At 67.9% G+C, this 17042-nt stretch carries 14 protein-coding genes; 12 read left to right on the top strand and 2 right to left on the bottom strand.

Features of this window, described 5'->3' with window-relative positions; all coding sequences use genetic code 11:
• Positions 1 to 264 precede the first annotated feature (264 nt).
• Genes AB5I40_RS23360 through AB5I40_RS23310 form a run of 11 tightly spaced genes read left to right on the top strand, consistent with a single transcriptional unit; the run spans position 265 to position 11789 of the window.
• Positions 265 to 1443: an ABC transporter ATP-binding protein gene (locus tag AB5I40_RS23360; protein WP_370932224.1), complete on the top strand. Its 1179-nt coding sequence runs from the start codon at positions 265 to 267 to the stop codon at positions 1441 to 1443.
• Positions 1444 to 1475: 32 nt separating this feature from the next.
• Positions 1476 to 2228 carry an ABC transporter permease gene (locus AB5I40_RS23355; RefSeq protein ID WP_051165981.1) on the top strand — a complete coding sequence of 251 codons (753 nt, stop codon included), beginning with the start codon at positions 1476 to 1478 and terminating at the stop codon, positions 2226 to 2228.
• 2 nt (positions 2229 to 2230) lie between these two features.
• A complete protein-coding gene (locus AB5I40_RS23350) occupies positions 2231 to 3067 on the top strand; it encodes an ABC transporter permease (protein WP_037360186.1) in 837 nt (278 codons plus the stop codon).
• A complete protein-coding gene (locus tag AB5I40_RS23345; RefSeq protein ID WP_370932223.1) occupies positions 3064 to 4395 on the top strand; it encodes an MCE family protein in 1332 nt (443 codons plus the stop codon). The genes AB5I40_RS23350 and AB5I40_RS23345 overlap by 4 nt, the downstream gene beginning before the upstream one ends.
• Positions 4392 to 5420 (top strand): MCE family protein, encoded by a 1029-nt coding sequence (locus AB5I40_RS23340; protein ID WP_370932222.1) that lies wholly within the window; start codon positions 4392 to 4394, stop codon positions 5418 to 5420. The genes AB5I40_RS23345 and AB5I40_RS23340 overlap by 4 nt, the downstream gene beginning before the upstream one ends.
• Entirely contained in the window at positions 5417 to 6403 is a 987-nt protein-coding gene (locus AB5I40_RS23335; protein ID WP_370932221.1) for an MCE family protein, read from the top strand. The genes AB5I40_RS23340 and AB5I40_RS23335 overlap by 4 nt, the downstream gene beginning before the upstream one ends.
• Complete coding sequence (locus AB5I40_RS23330) at positions 6400 to 7581, top strand: MCE family protein (RefSeq protein WP_344270037.1); 1182 nt, start codon at positions 6400 to 6402, stop codon at positions 7579 to 7581. Before AB5I40_RS23335 ends, AB5I40_RS23330 begins: the two co-directional genes overlap by 4 nt.
• A gap of 1 nt (position 7582) precedes the next feature.
• Positions 7583 to 8815 (top strand): MCE family protein, encoded by a 1233-nt coding sequence (locus AB5I40_RS23325; RefSeq protein ID WP_370932220.1) that lies wholly within the window; start codon positions 7583 to 7585, stop codon positions 8813 to 8815.
• Positions 8815 to 10077 carry an MCE family protein gene (locus AB5I40_RS23320; RefSeq protein WP_370932219.1) on the top strand — a complete coding sequence of 421 codons (1263 nt, stop codon included), beginning with the start codon at positions 8815 to 8817 and terminating at the stop codon, positions 10075 to 10077. Before AB5I40_RS23325 ends, AB5I40_RS23320 begins: the two co-directional genes overlap by 1 nt.
• Before the next feature lie 36 nt (positions 10078 to 10113).
• Positions 10114 to 10722 (top strand): hypothetical protein, encoded by a 609-nt coding sequence (locus tag AB5I40_RS23315; protein ID WP_354740587.1) that lies wholly within the window; start codon positions 10114 to 10116, stop codon positions 10720 to 10722.
• A 26-nt stretch (positions 10723 to 10748) separates the two neighbouring features.
• The gene (locus tag AB5I40_RS23310; protein ID WP_370932218.1) at positions 10749 to 11789 is read left to right on the top strand and encodes a hypothetical protein; all 1041 of its coding nucleotides are present in this window, start codon (positions 10749 to 10751) and stop codon (positions 11787 to 11789) included.
• Positions 11790 to 11806: 17 nt separating this feature from the next.
• Here the strand turns inward: AB5I40_RS23310 and aroQ are convergent, their stop codons facing one another.
• Both aroQ and AB5I40_RS23300 read right to left on the bottom strand, forming a co-directional pair.
• Entirely contained in the window at positions 11807 to 12280 is a 474-nt protein-coding gene (gene aroQ / locus AB5I40_RS23305; protein WP_370932217.1) for a gamma subclass chorismate mutase AroQ, read from the bottom strand.
• 188 nt (positions 12281 to 12468) lie between these two features.
• Positions 12469 to 12720: a hypothetical protein gene (locus AB5I40_RS23300; protein ID WP_370932216.1), complete on the bottom strand. Its 252-nt coding sequence runs from the start codon at positions 12718 to 12720 to the stop codon at positions 12469 to 12471.
• A 797-nt stretch (positions 12721 to 13517) separates the two neighbouring features.
• Here AB5I40_RS23300 and AB5I40_RS23295 point away from each other — a divergent pair.
• Positions 13518 to 17021, top strand: coding sequence for a DNA-directed RNA polymerase subunit beta (locus AB5I40_RS23295; protein WP_370932215.1), 3504 nt, complete (start codon positions 13518 to 13520; stop codon positions 17019 to 17021).
• Positions 17022 to 17042: the final 21 nt, after the last annotated feature.

Genomic DNA, 17042 nt, shown 5'->3' with positions numbered 1-17042 from the left:
AACCCGTCAGGGTGAGCGCCGGTCGGCCATCTGGATCTGCGCCCGAACGTGACGTGCACTACCGTGCTGCCAGCGGTCGCCGTACTGGATCCCCGTCGCGTGAGGTGTGCACGGGGGCTGGCCAGAGAACAAAACTGGTGAGTAACCTGTTCGCGCTCAGCTCGTTGCACCTGGTTGAAGCGGAGTTCGCCGCGCGAGCTCCGCCGCTGCCAGCGGTGACGGGGCGGCGGTGCGCGACGACGCGGAACAGCTCCTGGAGGTGCGATGGGTGCCGAGGTGGTCATCGAAGGTCTGACGAAGTCCTTCGGAAAGCAGACCATCTGGCGGGACGTGACGCTGACCCTGCCTCCCGGCGAGGTCTCGGCGATGCTCGGCCCGTCCGGAACCGGCAAGTCCGTGTTCCTGAAGTCGATGATCGGCCTGCTCAAGCCGGACCGCGGACGATGCGTCATCAACGGCGTCGACATCGTCACCTGCTCCGAGCACAAGCTGTACGAGATCCGGAAGCTCTTCGGCGTCCTGTTCCAGGACGGCGCGCTGTTCGGCTCGATGAACCTCTTCGACAACGTGGCCTTCCCGCTGCGGGAGCACACGAAGAAGTCCGAGACCGAGATCCGCCGGATCGTGCTCGAGAAGCTCGAGATCACCGGCCTCGCCGGCGCGGACAAAAAGCTCCCCGGCGAGATCTCCGGCGGTATGCGCAAGCGCGCCGGCCTCGCCCGCGCCCTCGTGCTGGACCCGGAGATCATCCTGGTCGACGAGCCGGACTCCGGCCTCGACCCGGTCCGCACGACCTACATCTCGCAGCTCTTCCTGGACGTCAACGCCCAGATCGACGCGACGTTCCTGATCGTGTCGCACAACATCAACCTCGCCCGCACGGTGCCGGACAACCTCGGCATGCTGTTCCGCAAGGAACTCGTCATGTTCGGCCCGCGCGAGGTCCTGCTGACCAGCGACGAACCGGTGGTCGAGCAGTTCCTCAACGGCCGCAAGCTCGGCCCGATCGGCATGTCCGAGGAGAAGGACAGCGCCCAGATGGCCCGCGAGCAGGCCGAGGCCGAGGCGGGCCACGGCGACGTGCTCAACGAGGACGTGCGCGGGGTCGTGCCGCAGATGCAGGTCAGCCCTGGCGTGCCGGAGCGCGGCGGGGCCAAGCGCCGGATGGACCGCGTGATGCGGATCCTGCACACGCTCCCGGCGGCGGCGCAGGAGGGGATCATCGAATCCCTCACCCCTGAGCAGCAGCGGCACTACAACGTGCGGCCCAACCCCGGTGCGTTCCACCACCAGGCCGGCCCCGAGGACACCCAGCAGCTGCCGCCGGTCGCCGCACCGGGCCCGGTGCCGAACCAGCACCAGGGACAGCTTCCCGCCGACCAGGTCGCGCGCATTCCGGGCGCGGACCGCCGGTCGCCCCGGCACGGGCAGGGTGGCGCGTGACCACCAGCACGGCCAAGATCCCCGGCTACGGAATGCTGCGGGAGACCGGGAACCTGTTCGCGCTCGGCCTCGACATCATCCGCGGCATCTTCCAGCGCCCGTTCCAGTTCCGCGAGTTCATCCAGCAGGCCTGGTTCGTCGCGAGCGTGACGATCCTGCCGACGGCGCTCGTCGCGATCCCGTTCGGCGCGGTCATCTCGCTGCAGTTCGGCGCGCTCGCCCGCCAGCTCGGCGCGCAGTCCTACACCGGTGCCGGTTCGGTGCTGGCGACCGTGCAGCAGGCCAGTCCGCTGGTCACCGCGCTGCTGGTGGCCGGCGCAGGAGGAAGCGCGGTCTGTGCTGATATTGGCGCGCGGACCATCCGCGAGGAGATCGACGCGATGGAGGTGCTGGGCGTCTCGGCGGTCCAGCGCCTGATCGTGCCCCGCACGCTCGCCATGATGCTCGTCGCGCTCCTGCTCAACGGCATGGTCAGCGTCATCGGCGTGCTCGGCGGCTACTTCTTCAACGTCGTGCTCCAGGGCGGCACCCCTGGCGCGTACCTGTCCAGCTTCTCCGCGCTCGCCCAGCTGCCCGACCTCTGGGTCGGCGAGATCAAGGCGCTCATCTTCGGCTTCATCGCCGCGGTCGTGGCGGCTTATCGCGGCCTGCACCCGAGCGGCGGCCCGAAGGGCGTCGGCGACGCGGTGAACCAGTCGGTGGTCATCACGTTCCTGCTGCTTTTCGTGGTGAACTTCGTGATCACGCTGATCTACCTGCAGCTCGTGCCCGGAAAGCTGGACTGACCATGACGTTCCTTTCGGGGGCGAAGCGGATCGCCAACCGCCCGCTGGAAACCCTGGACACGCTCGGCGACCAGATGTCGTTCTACGGCCGGGCTCTGCTGTGGACGCCGCGCACGCTGCGCCGCTACACCAAGGAAGTGCTGCGGCTGCTGGCCGAGGTGAGCTTCGGCTCCGGCTCGCTCGCGGTCATCGGCGGCACGGTCGGCGTGATGGTCGGCCTGACGCTGTTCACCGGTGTTCTCGTCGGCCTTCAGGGCTACTCGGCGCTGAACTCGATCGGCACCTCGGCGTTCACCGGCTTCCTCACCGCGTTCTTCAACACCCGCGAGATCGCGCCGCTGGTCGCCGGGCTGGCGCTGTCGGCGACGGTCGGCGCGGGCTTCACCGCACAGCTCGGCGCGATGCGGATCTCCGAGGAGATCGACGCGCTCGAGGTGATGGGCGTGCCGAGCCTCCCGTACCTGGTGACCACGCGGATCATCGCCGGATTCGTGGCCGTGATCCCGCTGTACGTGATCGGCCTGCTGAGCTCGTACCTCGCCTCGCGGCTGGTCGTTATCTATATCTACGGACAATCCGCGGGTACCTACGACCATTACTTCGACCTGTTCCTACCACCGCAAGACGTGCTCTATTCGTTCATCAAGGTGCTGATCTTCAGCGTTTTGATCATTCTTTCGCACTGCTACTTCGGGTACCGGGCCAGCGGCGGGCCCGCCGGGGTGGGCGTGGCAGTCGGCCGCGCGGTGCGGCTTTCCATCGTCACGGTTTCGGTCGTGAACTTCTTCATCGGTTTCGCGATTTGGGGAACCGACGTCACGGTGAGGATTGCGGGATGACCACACTACGGCGCAGGTTGCTCGGCCTGCTGCTGGTGGCGGTGCTCGTCGGCGGGATCGCGCTCAGCATCGCGATGTACGACAAGGCGTTCAGCAAGTTCGTCACCGTGAAGCTCGACGCGGGCCACATCGGCAACCAGTTGCTCAAGCAGTCGGACGTGAAGGTCCGCGGGTTGATCGTCGGTTCGGTGCAGGACATCAAAGCGACCGCGGACGGCGCGGAACTGACGCTGGCGATGGATCCGGAGTCGGTGAAGCTGATTCCGGAGAACGTGTCCGCGCGATTCCTGCCGAAGACGTTGTTCGGCGAACGCTATGTGTCGCTGCAGATTCCGCAGGACCCGTCGGCCAAGACGCTTTCCCAGGGCGACGTGATCACCCAGGACCGCACTTCCGGCGCGGTCGAACTGGACCAGGCGCTCGAACACCTGATGCCGGTGCTGCAGGCGGTGCAGCCGCAGAAGCTGTCCAGCACGCTCACCGCGATTTCGACCGCCCTGCAGGGCCGCGGCAAACCGCTCGGCGAAACGCTTTCCCAGCTCGGCCAGTACATCGGCGACCTGAACCCGCACGAGCCGGAGCTGCAGCACAACCTGCAGGCGCTCGCGGAGTTCTCCGGCCACCTGAGCAACGCGACGCCGGATTTGGTGCAGAGCCTCGACAACCTGAGCACGACCACGCGCACCGTGGTCGAGGAGCGGGGGAACCTGTCGAGCCTCTACGGCAACCTGACCACCGCGTCGCAGGACCTGCAGTCGTTCCTGGAGGCGAACTCGCAGAACCTCATCAGCCTCGCCAGCACCGCGCGGCCGACCGCCGAACTGCTCGCGAAGTACTCGCCGGAATACCCGTGCGTGCTGAAGCAGATGGCGAAGGTCGTGCCGGTCGCGGACGCGGCGCTGGGCAAGTACAACGGCAAGCCCGGCCTGAACGCCACCATCGAGATCGTCGTGAACCGCGGGCCGTACAAGCCGGGCGAGGAACCGAGGTTCGAGGACAAGCGCGGTCCGCGCTGCTACGACCTCAACCCCGCGCCGGACCCGTTCCCGCAGCAACCGCCGGACGGTCCGTTCAAGGACGGCACCAAGCAGGGCGCGGCTCCGAAGACCGTCGGCGAGGGCCTGAACCCGGCCAACTTCAAGGCGGACGCGGCCGGTGCCAACGGCGGCGGCACGTCGGGCGGCAACCCGGTCAACACCGCGGCTGAGAACAACTTCCTCGCCGCGCTGGTCAGCCCGGAGATGGGGATGTCGCAGAGTCAGTTCCCGGGCTGGGGCTCGCTGCTCGTCGGCCCGCTCTACCGGGGCACGGAGGTGACGGTCAAGTGAGGGGACTCGCCGCACCGCTGATCAAGCTGTCGATCTTCGTGGTGATCACGGTGCTGTTCACCACGGTGCTCGGCATCAGCATCGCGAACATCAACACCACCAGCACCAGCTCCTACTCCGCGCGGTTCACCGACGCCACGCTCCTGCTGCCCAACGACGACGTGCGCATCGCGGGCGTCCGGGTCGGCCAGGTCAAGGACGTGAAGATCGTCGACAAGCGCCAGGCGCAGGTGGACTTCGAGGTCGACTCGGGACGCAAGCTCCCGGCGGGCGTCACCGCGCAGATCAAGTTCCGCAACCTGGTCGGCCAGCGCTACGTCTCCCTCGGCGAGGGAGACGACACCAGCGGCGCGATGCTCAAGCCGGGCGATTCCATCCCGCTCGAGCGCACCACGCCCGCGCTGGACCTGACCGAACTGTTCAACGGCTTCAAGCCGCTGTTCACCGCGCTGAACCCGGCCGACGTGAACAAGCTGTCGTACGAGGTCATCCAGGTCCTGCAGGGCGAGGGCGGCACGGTGCAGAGCCTGTTGTCGCACACCGCCTCGCTGGCCACCACGATCGCGAACAAGGACCAGGTGATCGGCGAGGTCATCGACAACCTCAACTCGGTCCTCGACACGGTCAACCAGCACACCCCGCAGCTCAACGACCTGATCGTGAAGCTGCAGCAGCTGGTGTCCGGCCTCGCCGCGGACCGCAAGCCGATCGGCGACGCGATCGAGGGGCTGGGCAACCTGGCCACCACGACCGCCGGGCTGCTGACCGACGCGCGAGCTCCGCTGAAGGACGACATCGCGGCCCTTGGCAAGCTCACCACGAACCTGAACCAGAACGAACCGCTCGTCGAGCACTTCATCCAGTTCATGCCGAAGAAGGTCAGCGCGCTCACCCGCACCGCCGACTACGGCTCGTGGTTCAACTTCTACTCCTGCGAGATGACCGGGACGGTCGGTGTGCCAGGGCTGCTGCCGGCGACGAACTTCACGCTCGCACCGGTGAATCGGGACAGGTGCAAGCCATGAAGTCCTTCCAGAAACGCAACCCGATCCCGATCGCGCTGGTCGGCATCGCGGTCATGGCGCTCGGCCTCATCGCCGCCATGAACTCCGAGGACCTGCCGGTGATCGGCGGCGGCACCACCTACAGCGCGGACTTCTCCGAAGCGGCCGGGCTGCAGAAGGACAACGACGTGCGGATCGCCGGCGTGAAGGTCGGCAAGGTGTCCGACATCAAGCTGGACGGCGCGTCGGTCAAGGTGTCGTTCAAGGTCAAGGACGCCTGGATGGGCGACAAGACCACGGCGGCGATCAAGATCAAGACGCTGCTGGGCCAGAAGTACCTCGCGCTCGACCCGCAGGGCAACGGCAACCTCGACCCCGGTTCGCCGATTCCGCGCGACCGCACGATGTCGCCGTACGACGTGCTCGACGCGTTCCGCGGCCTGTCGCAGACGGTCGACGCGATCGACACGAACCAGCTGTCGAAGAGCTTCGAGGCGATCACCCAGACGTTCTCGAACACCCCGCAGGACGTGAAGGGCGCGCTGTCCGGGCTCTCGAAGCTGTCGGACACGATCGCCAAGCGCGATTCGCAGCTGGCGAACCTGCTGGCCAACACGCGCCAGGTGTCGCAGACCCTGGTCGACCGCGACGCCGAGGTGCAGAAGCTGATCACCGACGGCAACCAGCTGCTGGACGAGATCGGCAAGCGCGAGCAGGCGATCAAGACGCTGCTGGAAGGTTCGAAGCAGCTCTCGACGCAGCTGCAGGGTCTGGTCGACGACAACGACGGCCAGCTGAACCCGGTGCTCACCCAGCTCGACCAGCTCACGTCGATGCTGCAGCGCAACCAGGACTCGCTGGCGCAGGGGATCCAGAAGTTCGCCCCGTTCATCCGGGTCTTCAACAACACGATCGGCACCGGGCACTGGTTCGACAACTACATCTGCGGCCTGGTGCTTCCCTCGGTCGGCCCGCTCAATCCGGAGGGGTGCAACTCCAAATGACCGACACCCGCTTCGGCCAGTCGCTCACCCGCGGCTTCACGATCGCGATCGTGCTCGCGCTCGTGGTCGCGGGCGCGCTGTGGTGGACCCTCAAGGACGCCGGCCGCAACCACCTCACCGCGTACTTCGCCGGCGCCGTCGGCCTTTACGAGGGCAACAGCGTCCGGATGCTCGGCGTGGACATGGGCACGGTGACCAAGATCCAGCCGATGGGCAACCAGGTCCGGGTCGACCTCGAATACGACCGCTCGGTCGCGGTGCCCGCCGACGCGAAGGCGCTGATCGTGTCGCCGTCGCTGGTCAGCGACCGCTACATCCAGCTCGCCCCGGCCTACACCGGCGGCCCGCGGATCTCCGACGGCGCGACGATCGGCCTCGACCGCACCGAGGTGCCGCTGGAGGTCGACCAGCTCGCCGCCAGCCTCGCCAAGGTCAGCGAGACGCTGGGACCCAACGGGGCCAACAAGAACGGCTCGCTTTCGGACCTGCTGAACACCGCGGCGAACAACCTCGACGGCAACGGCAAGGCGCTGCACGACACGATCACCAAGCTCGGGCAGGCGTCCGGCACGCTGGCGGGCAACAAGGACGACCTCTTCCAGACTGTGCAGAACCTCGGCAAGTTCTCCCAGTCGCTCGCCAACAGCGACGGCCAGGTGCGCCAGTTCGAGAGCCAGCTCGCCGACGTGAGCGGATTCCTGGCCGGGGAGAAGGACAATCTCGCCCAGACCGTGCAGCAGCTCGGCACCACGCTGCAGTCGGTGCAGGGCTTCATCGAACGCAACCGCGGCCGGTTGAAGTCCAATGTGGACAAACTGGCCAGCGTGACCAAGGTGCTGGTGGACCAGCGCAGCTCGCTCGCCGAGATCCTCGACGTCGCGCCGGTCGCGCTGTCCAACATCGTCGGCGTCTACAACGGTTCGTCCGGCACGCTCGACGCGCGGCCGAACCTCAACGAGCTGACCCAGCCGCCGCTGGTGATGGTCTGCAGCCTGCTCAAGCAGACCTCGGTGACCAAGCAGCTGCTCGGCAACGCCTGCGACGGCATCGCGAAGGTGGTCGACGGCGTGGTTCCGCTCCCGTCCACCGCGCAGGTCATCCAGGCGATGCAGAACGGCCAGCTGCCGCCGCTGCCGCTCCCGCTGCAGGGCCAGGTCTACGGGACGCAGGGGAGCTGACGTGAAGCGACTGACGAAGTTCGCCGCGGGCGGGGCGCTCACCACGGTGACCGCGCTCGTGCTGAGCGGCTGCGCGTTCAACGGCGTCTACGACGTCCCGCTGCCCGGCGGGGCCGATCTCGGCAGCCACCCGTACACGCTGAAGATCCAGTTCAAGGACGTGCTCGACCTCGTCCCGCAGTCCGGGGTGAAGGTCAACGAGGTGCCGGTCGGGCAGGTCAAGGAGATCGGGCTGACGCCGGACGGCTGGCACGCCGAGGTGACCGTAGAGGTCAACGGCGACGTCAAGCTGCCGGCCAACGCGATGGCCAACGTGAAGCAGTCGAGCCTGCTCGGCGAGAAGTACGTGGAGCTGGCCTCGCCGGGCGGCGCCGAGGCGACCGGGCAGCTGGCGAACGGGGCGACCATCCCGCTCGCGCGCACCGGCCGCGACGTCCAGGTCGAGGAGGTGCTCGGCGCGCTGTCCCTGCTGCTCAACGGCGGCGGCGTGGAGCAGCTCAACACGATCACCAAGGAGCTCAACAACGCCACCGCCGGCCGCGAGCCGGACATCAAGGCGCTGCTGTCCAACGCGAACGAGCTGGTCACGAACCTCGACAACCAGTCGGCCAACATCACCCGCGCGCTCGACGGCCTCAACCGGCTGTCGATGACCCTGCGGGACCAGAAGGACAAGCTGGTCGGCGCGGTCGACAACCTCGGGCCCGGGCTCGGGGTGCTGGAGCAGCAGCGCGGCCAGCTGGTGACGATGCTGAACGCGCTCAACAACCTCTCCGGCGTCGCGACCGACACGGTGAACAAGAGCAAGGCGGACCTGGTCGCCGACCTGAAGGCGCTCACGCCGACGCTGCAGAAGCTCGGCGAGGCGGGCAGCGACCTGCCGAAGGCGCTGGAGATCCTGCTGACCTATCCGTTCACCGACCAGGCCTACAACGACGTCAAGGGCGACTACTTCAACCTGTTCGCCAAGGTCGACCTGAACCTCAAGGACGTCATCGACAACCTGGGCCGCAGCAGGCAGAACGGGCTCAACGGGCTGCTTCCGGTTCCCGGGCTGACCGGCGGCGTCGAGGGCACGCCGTCGAACCAGCCGCCGCCGCTGTCGTTCCCGGGCAGCCAGCCCGCCGGGCAACAGCAGCAGGCTCCGTCCTCGACCGGCGGCCAGGGCGGCGGGCAGCCGTCGCAAGGCGGGTTGTCCGGCCTGTTCGGGGTGCTTTCCGGAGGTGCTGGCTGATGTTGCTGCGCAGGACGAAAATCCAGCTGGTGCTGTTCGCGATCATCTCGGTCGTGGCCATCGTGTACGCGCTGATCCGTTTCGCCGGCCTCGGCACGGTGTTCGGCAGCAGCGGCTACACGGTCAAGCTGCAGCTCAACGAATCCGGCGGGATCTTCACCAACGCCGAGGTGACCTACCGCGGCTTCAACGTCGGCCGCGTCGGGCAGCTGCGGCTGACCCAGACCGGCCTCGAAGCCGACTTGAACATCGACCCGTCGGCCCCGCGCGTGCCGTCCGACCTCGACGCGGTGATCGCCAACCGGTCGGCGGTCGGCGAGCAGTACGTCGACCTGCGGCCGAAGAACGACCAGGGCCCCTACCTCGCGGGCGGCTCGGTGATCCCGGTCGCGCGCACGAGCACTCCGGTCAGCACCGACCGGCTGCTCGGCGACCTCGACTCGCTGTCGGCCTCGGTGCCGACCGACGCGCTGCGGAAGGTCGTCGACGAGTCCTACGACGCGTTCCGCGGCACCGGCGGCGACCTGCAGAAGCTGATGGACACCGCGCGCAGCTTCACCACCACCGCGCAGCAGTACCTGCCGCAGACCGTGCAGCTGCTCGACGCCGGCGGCAAGGTGCTGGACACGCAGAACGACGAGGCGTCGAACTTCGCGTCCTTCTCCAAGAGCCTCAACCAGCTCAGCGGGACGCTCAAGAACTCCGACGGCGACCTGCGCAAGCTGATCGGCGTCACCCCGCAGGTGGCGACCCAGATCAGCGAGGTGGTCAAGGACACCGGGCCCGGCCTCGGCGCGCTGACCGCGAACCTGCTGACGACGGCCAACCTGACCGTGACCCGGCTGGACGGCCTCGAACAGGGTCTGGTGACGTATCCGGCGCTGGCGGCCGCCGCGCCGTCGGTGGCCCCCGGCGACGGGACCGCGCACCTCGGCCTGGTGCTGAACCTGTTCAACCCGCCGTCGTGCACGAAGGGCTATCTGCCCTACAGCCAGTACCGGCCGGGTTCGGACACCTCGGTCCGGCCGGAGGACGACAAGGCCTACTGTGCGGAGCCGAAGGGGAGCCCGATCAACGTCCGGGGTTCCCAGAACGCGCCCTACAACGGCGTACCGGTGCAACCGTCGCAGCAGGACTACGAGGCCAACCGGAACCGGCCCGCGCAGCAGCTGCAGGAGCAGCGCGACGCGCAGGTGCCCGGTGTCGTCGGCAGCCCCGGGGTCTCGCTGAACAGCATGGGCTCGCTGCTGGGACTCGGCTGACCGGGATTTGATGACTGTTACCTACTCTGGAGTGTTATGAGTGCCGAGCACGCGGTCGCCGAGGAAGAGGTGACCGCTGATACGCCCGAACCGGCTTCGGCCGGGGCGGCGCAGGAAAAGTGGACGCTTCCCGGATCGCCGCGCGTCTGGCTGCTCGGGTCCGGGGCGTTCGCCCTCGCCGCGCTGGTGGTGGCGATCGTGTTCGGGATCATGTGGCTGGTCGCGGAGATGGACGGCGACCGGGACCTCGCCTCGGCGCGCGACGACGTGCTCAAGGACGGTTCCGCCGCGGTGCTGGCCTACACCCAGGTCGACTACCAGCACCTCGACGACTACTTCGCCAAGCAGAAGTCGGTCTCCAGCGACGACATGGCCAAGCAGATCGCGCAGGCCCAGCCGAACTACTCGAAGGCGCTGACCGACCAGAAGGTCAAGGTCACCACCACGATCCAGGACATCGCGGTCGAGGAGCTCAACGACCACGACGGCAAGGCCAGCTTCCTGGCCGCGATCAGCACGGACACCTCGGCGGGCGGCAAGAACGCCACCAAGGCGCTGCGGCTCGAGGTCCAGATGACCCGGGTCGGCAGCGACTGGAAGCTGTCCGGGATCGACCAAGTGCCGCTCGTCGCCGCCGGCCAGTAGCTTCACCCGCAGATCGGAGTTCCGCAGTGCCCCCCTCCCGTCGCCAGCCACCGCGCAGCAGCACGCCACCGGCTCGCAAGCCGAAGGTCGCCGGGCTGCGCAAGCCGTCGGACCCGGCGGCGCCGGCGGCCTCGCCCAAGCCGCGCCCCCGGCCGCGGCCGCTTCCCGACGCGGATCCGGCCGAGGTGACCCAGGAGCTGCGGATCCCCCGCGGCGGGCTGGTGCGCCCGGCTGAGCCTGAGTCTGTTGATACGGATGTCGCCGAGCCCGAGGTCGAGGAAGAGACCGTCGAACCGGAAGCTGAGGTCTCCGGGGTCACCAAGGACGCTCCGGCCGAAGAGGTCGACGCGCTCACCGGCGAGACAGTCGACGAGGAACGGCCGAGCCCCCGGCGGAAGAAGCGGGACACCGGTTCGGCGAAGCCCTCCGACGTCGAGGAAGCCGAGACCAAGGCACGGGCCGAGGAGTCCTCGGTCCCGGCGCAGCGGTCCGTGGTCAGCCGCAACACCGTGCGGGTCGCGCTGCTGCTGGTGGTCGGTCTCGCACTGGTCGCCGCGGCGGTCATCTTCCAGGTCAAGGGCTCGGACGCGGCCGATTCGACGAGCAACCGCGCGGTGCTCGACGTGGCGAAGACCGCGCAGGTCAAGGACCAGGTCTCGAAGGCGGTCGAGACGCTGTTCTCCTACGACTTCAACAACATCAAGAAGACCGAAGACGCGGCCAACCAGCTGCTCGCGACCGACCAGGTCAAGACGAGCTACAACGCGCTGATGGGCCAGGTCAAGAAGCTCGCGCCGCAGCAGAAGGTAGTCGTGACCTGCAAGGTCACCCGCAGCGCGGTGATCCGGCTGAACGGCGACCTCGCCAGGGTGATGCTGTTCATCGACCAGACGTCGACGCGCGCGGACACGAAGCAGACCGCCGCCGGCACGGCGCAGATGCACGTGGACGCCCAGTTGCAGGGCGACACCTGGAAGATCACCGACATGGACACCTACAAGGCGGCTGGACCGGCCGCTGGCGCGCCCGCTCCGTCGGCACCCGCCTCGGCTCCGCCTTCCAAGTAGACAGTCCTAAACAGACGTCACGGCCCGTTCCCGGAACCTCTGGGGGCGGGCCGTTGTCGCGCCAGCGTCCGGAAAGCCGTCCGAAGCGGCTCCTGGTTCAGCGCGTCCGGCGTTTCCGGCGGCTCGAGGGGTTCGGGGCCGGTTGCGGCCAGCCGGTCCAGGAGAGCGACTGTGAGGCCGTCCAACTCGGCGCGCAGCACGGACAGGTCGGGCCCGCCGGTCGGCCGGTCGCCGGGATGCTCGGTCCAGCGCTCGAAGAGCTGGCGCTGGACCTGCTTGCTCGCGGCGATCTGGTCGGAGAGAAATCCGGCGGCGAGGTCCGGGTCGAGACCGATTTCGCGGGCCAGGGCCCGGACACGGGCGAGCTCGCGCTGCTCGCGGACGGGATCGTCGACCGCCCGCCCGGCTCCGAACTTCGCCGCGGCGACCTGCTCGCTGATCGCCAGCCTGCGCAGGACCAGCTCGGGAAGCGAGCCGGCGATTTCCGTCATGCACACTCCTGGCGAATCTCGTGGCCAGTTCGCCAATTTACTCCGTAACCGCCAGGGAAATGGCCTTCGGCGCACGCTGCTCGCGGTATTCCGTCCTGCGCCGTTACGGCCAGGTCGACCCGGACGCGCTCGCCGTCTCGTTCGCCGCGCATCACGACCCGGACCGCGGCTACGCGAGCCCGCAGGGTTCAATCCCGCGGCTCTTTCGGCTGATACGGGGTGAAGCTGTCGTCGAGGCCGATCGCGAAGTTGTCGCCAGGCCGCTGGCGAGGCGGTTCGCCGCCTTCACGGGCCCGCCGCTCGTCTCCGCGTCGGAAGGCCTCCTTCAGCGCCGCTTGCTGCCGAAGGACCAGTTTCCGGTCTGCCGGGGAGAGATCGTCCAGGTTGGTTTCGTACTTCGCCCGCAGTTCCTCATTGGTCAACGGCCGGTTCTCAGTCATTCCGCACCTTCCTCCACCACCTCCGGACTGGTGAACACGTGCTCCCGGACCTCGGTGCCGACGCCGTAGCGATCCCGCCGTGCGCACCTCCGGGAGTTCGGCCCCGCCCAGTTGATCACCGGGACCGCGCCCCTGCCAACACCCGCTTCCCGCCGCGCGCAACCCCTGCCCGGGGGACCCGGAATCCGGGTCCGAGCTGCCCGAAGTTCCCCTATTCCGCTCTGTCGCTCAGCACGCGGCCGCTCGCGGAATGTGATCCATCCCGCGCCCGCCGCGCCGCGCCGAAAACGGCCGTGGGACGTGCGTGCGGGCCGCCGACCTGCGTCGCGGCCGGGCCGACCTGCGCGGCGGTCCCCGGGTACCCGGCGGTAACCCTGAGGTCAGCCGGATCGGTCACCCTGCGCTGTCCCGCTTCGACGCTGCGCCAACCGGCGGGACCGCCGCGCGGCATCTTGACTCCGAAGCCACGTGGGTTCACGCTTACTGCCAACGGTCACGGCCGGGGAACGCGAACCTTGCGGGAGGGGCGCGAAAACCCGGGCGAACCGGGAGCCAGAGGACGCAGTGAGGCTCAGGGAGACGCACTGCCCCAAGGTGACGCGATGCAGGCTGGGCCCCGTCGGGAGTGCCCCCTGGACAGACCGCGTCATGGGGGCTAGACTGCTTCTTTGCGCTGCCCTCTTTCAGGCTGCCCGGAGCCGGTAGTTAGGATAGTGGGCACACGGCACCCCTGACAGTCCGCGACAGCTGTTGCCATCGCGGCTGCTCACCGCTCATTGTCCCCGGAAGGACGCATCTTGGCAGTCTCTCCCGCGAACCAGGCCACTGCTGCGACCACCTCGGCTGAATCCCGCGCGCAGGCCACGGGAATCCCCGGAGCGCCCAAGCGGGTCTCCTTCGCGAAGATCCGCGAGCCACTCTCCACCCCGAACCTGCTTGACGTCCAGATCCAGTCGTTCCAGTGGTTCACCGGCAACGAGGCGTGGTTCGAGCGCCGCGTCAACGAAGGCGAAGAGAACCCGGTCGGCGGTCTGGAAGAGGTCCTCAACGAGATCTCTCCGATCGAGGACTTCTCGGGCTCGATGTCCCTGTCCTTCTCCGCTCCGCGCTTCGACGAGGTCAAGGCCTCGATCGAGGAGTGCAAGGACAAGGACATGACGTACGCGGCCCCGCTGTTCGTCACCGCCGAGTTCGTCAACAACAACACTGGCGAGATCAAGAGCCAGACGGTCTTCCTGGGCGACTTCCCGGTGATGACCGACAAGGGCACCTTCATCATCAACGGCACCGAGCGGGTCGTCGTGTCCCAGCTGGTGCGTTCTCCGGGTGTGTACTTCGACAGCAGTGTCGACAAGACGACCGACAAGGACGTCTTCAGCGTGCGCGTGATCCCGAGCCGCGGCGCGTGGCTCGAGTTCGACGTGGACAAGCGCGACACCGTCGGCGTCCGCATCGACCGCAAGCGCCGCCAGCCGGTCACCGTGCTGCTGAAGGCGCTGGGCTGGTCCACCGAGGCGATCCGCGAGCGCTTCTCGTTCTCCGAGACGCTGCTGGCCACCCTCGAGAAGGACCACACCGCCGGCACCGACGAGGCGCTGCTCGACATCTACCGCAAGCTGCGCCCGGGCGAACCGCCCACGAAGGAGAGCGCGCAGACGCTGCTGGAGAACCTGTTCTTCAAGCCGAAGCGCTACGACCTGGCCAAGGTCGGCCGCTACAAGGTCAACAAGAAGCTGGGCCTCGACACCCCGTACGAGACCGGCACGCTGACCGAAGAGGACATCGTCTCGGCCATCGAGTACCTGGTCCGGCTGCACGCCGGCGAGGACAAGATGACGAGCTCCGCCGGCGTCGAGGTGCCGGTCGAGACCGACGACATCGACCACTTCGGCAACCGCCGCCTGCGCACCGTGGGCGAGCTGATCCAGAACCAGATCCGGGTCGGCCTCTCCCGCACCGAGCGCGTCGTGCGCGAGCGCATGACCACTCAGGACGTCGAGGCGATCACGCCGCAGACCCTGATCAACATCCGCCCGATCGGCGCGGCGATCAAGGAGTTCTTCGGCACCTCGCAGCTGTCGCAGTTCATGGACCAGAACAACCCGCTGTCGGGCCTGACGCACAAGCGTCGTCTTTCGGCCCTCGGCCCGGGCGGTCTGTCCCGTGAGCGCGCCGGCATGGAGGTCCGCGACGTCCACCCGTCGCACTACGGCCGGATGTGCCCGATCGAGACGCCGGAAGGCCCGAACATCGGCCTGATCGGCTCGTTGTGCTCCTACGCGCGGGTCAACCCGTTCGGCTTCATCGAGACGCCGTACCGCAAGGTCGTCGAGGGCCAGGTCACCGACCAGGTCGACTACCTGACCGCGGATGAGGAAGACCGCTACGTCAAGGCGCAGGCCAACGCGCCGCTGACCGAAGACGGGCACTTCGAAGAGGACAAGGTCCTGGGTCGCCGCAAGGGCGGCGAGGTCGAGCTGATCGACCCGCTCGAGATCGACTACATGGACGTGTCGCCGCGGCAGATGGTCTCCGTCGCCACCGCGATGATCCCGTTCCTGGAGCACGACGACGCGAACCGCGCGCTGATGGGCGCGAACATGCAGCGGCAGGCTGTTCCGCTGCTGCGCAACCAGGCTCCGTACGTGGGCACCGGCGTGGAGCTGCGCGCCGCGGTCGACGCCGGGGACGTCCTGGTCGCCGAGCAGGCGGGCGTGGTCGAGGAGCTGTCCGCGGACATCATCACGATCATGCACGACGACGGCACGCGGAAGAGCTACGGACTGTACAAGTTCCGCCGCTCCAACCACGGCACGTGCTTCAACCACCGGCCGATCGTCAACGAGGGAGACCGGGTCGAGCAGGGCCAGGTCATCGCCGACGGCCCGTCCACCGAGAACGGTGAGATGGCGCTCGGCAAGAACCTCCTCGTCGCGGTCATGCCGTGGGAGGGCCACAACTACGAGGACGCGATCATCCTCTCCGAGCGCCTGGTGCAGGACGACGTGCTCACGTCGATCCACATCGAGGAGCACGAGATCGACGCCCGCGACACCAAGCTGGGCGCCGAGGAGATCACCCGGGACATCCCGAACGTCTCCGAGGAGGTCCTGGCCGACCTCGACGAGCGCGGCATCATCCGCATCGGCGCCGAGGTCCGCGACGGCGACATCCTGGTCGGCAAGGTCACGCCGAAGGGCGAGACCGAGCTGACCCCGGAGGAGCGCCTGCTCCGCGCGATCTTCGGCGAGAAGGCGCGCGAGGTCCGCGACACCTCGCTGAAGGTGCCGCACGGCGAGACCGGCAAGGTCATCGGCATCCGGGTGTTCTCCCGCGAGGACGACGACGAGCTGCCCCCGGGCGTCAACGAGCTGGTCCGCGTCTACGTGGCCCAGAAGCGCAAGATCCAGCCGGGCGACAAGCTCGCCGGCCGGCACGGCAACAAGGGTGTCATCGGCAAGATCCTGCCGGTCGAGGACATGCCGTTCATGGAGGACGGCACCCCGGTCGACATCATCCTGAACACCCACGGTGTTCCGCGACGGATGAACATCGGCCAGATCCTCGAGCTGCACCTGGGCTGGCTGGCCTCGCAGGGCTGGACGATCGAGGGCAACCCGGACTGGGCGAAGAACCTTTCGCAGGAGCTCTACGACGTCGCGCCGAACACGAACACCGCGACCCCGGTGTTCGACGGCGCGAAGGAAGAGGAGCTCACCGGGCTGCTGGGCGCGACCAAGCCGAACCGCGACGGCGAGCGCATGGTCAAGGAGAACGGCAAGGCCACGCTGTTCGACGGCCGCTCCGGCGAGCCGTACCCGTACCCGGTGTCGGTCGGCTACATGTACATCCTGAAGCTGCACCACCTGGTCGACGACAAGATCCACGCCCGCTCCACCGGCCCGTACTCGATGATCACCCAGCAGCCGCTCGGTGGTAAGGCGCAGTTCGGCGGCCAGCGCTTCGGCGAGATGGAGTGCTGGGCGATGCAGGCCTACGGCGCGGCTTACACGCTGCAGGAACTGCTCACGATCAAGTCGGACGACGTGGTCGGCCGCGTGAAGGTGTACGAGGCGATCGTGAAGGGGGAGAACATCCCCGAGCCGGGCATCCCGGAGTCGTTCAAGGTGCTCCTCAAGGAGCTCCAGTCGCTGTGCCTCAACGTCGAGGTGCTCTCCAGCGACGGCGCGGCGATCGAGATGCGCGACTCCGACGACGAGGACCTCGAGCGCGCCGCGGCGAACCTCGGCATCAACCTGTCCCGCAACGAGTCGCCCTCGGTGGACGACGTCGTGCACTGATTCGGTGTCGAGCCGGGATCT

Source organism: Amycolatopsis sp. cg13 (assembly GCF_041346965.1).
GTDB lineage: Bacteria > Actinomycetota > Actinomycetes > Mycobacteriales > Pseudonocardiaceae > Amycolatopsis.
This window is presented reverse-complemented; position numbering and strand designations above follow the sequence as displayed.

What these genes read in the sequence shown, in the direction of transcription:
- AB5I40_RS23360 (WP_370932224.1), top strand. Translation starts at nt 265, where the DNA reads ATGGGTGCCGAGGTGGTCATCGAAGGTCTGACGAAGTCCTTCGGAAAG.
- AB5I40_RS23355 (WP_051165981.1), top strand. Translation starts at nt 1,476, where the DNA reads ATGCTGCGGGAGACCGGGAACCTGTTCGCGCTCGGCCTCGACATCATC.
- AB5I40_RS23350 (WP_037360186.1), top strand. Translation starts at nt 2,231, where the DNA reads ATGACGTTCCTTTCGGGGGCGAAGCGGATCGCCAACCGCCCGCTGGAA.
- AB5I40_RS23345 (WP_370932223.1), top strand. Translation starts at nt 3,064, where the DNA reads ATGACCACACTACGGCGCAGGTTGCTCGGCCTGCTGCTGGTGGCGGTG.
- AB5I40_RS23335 (WP_370932221.1), top strand. Translation starts at nt 5,417, where the DNA reads ATGAAGTCCTTCCAGAAACGCAACCCGATCCCGATCGCGCTGGTCGGC.
- AB5I40_RS23330 (WP_344270037.1), top strand. Translation starts at nt 6,400, where the DNA reads ATGACCGACACCCGCTTCGGCCAGTCGCTCACCCGCGGCTTCACGATC.
- AB5I40_RS23320 (WP_370932219.1), top strand. Translation starts at nt 8,815, where the DNA reads ATGTTGCTGCGCAGGACGAAAATCCAGCTGGTGCTGTTCGCGATCATC.
- AB5I40_RS23315 (WP_354740587.1), top strand. Translation starts at nt 10,114, where the DNA reads ATGAGTGCCGAGCACGCGGTCGCCGAGGAAGAGGTGACCGCTGATACG.
- aroQ (WP_370932217.1), bottom strand. Translation starts at nt 12,280, where the DNA reads ATGACGGAAATCGCCGGCTCGCTTCCCGAGCTGGTCCTGCGCAGGCTG.
- AB5I40_RS23300 (WP_370932216.1), bottom strand. Translation starts at nt 12,720, where the DNA reads ATGACTGAGAACCGGCCGTTGACCAATGAGGAACTGCGGGCGAAGTAC.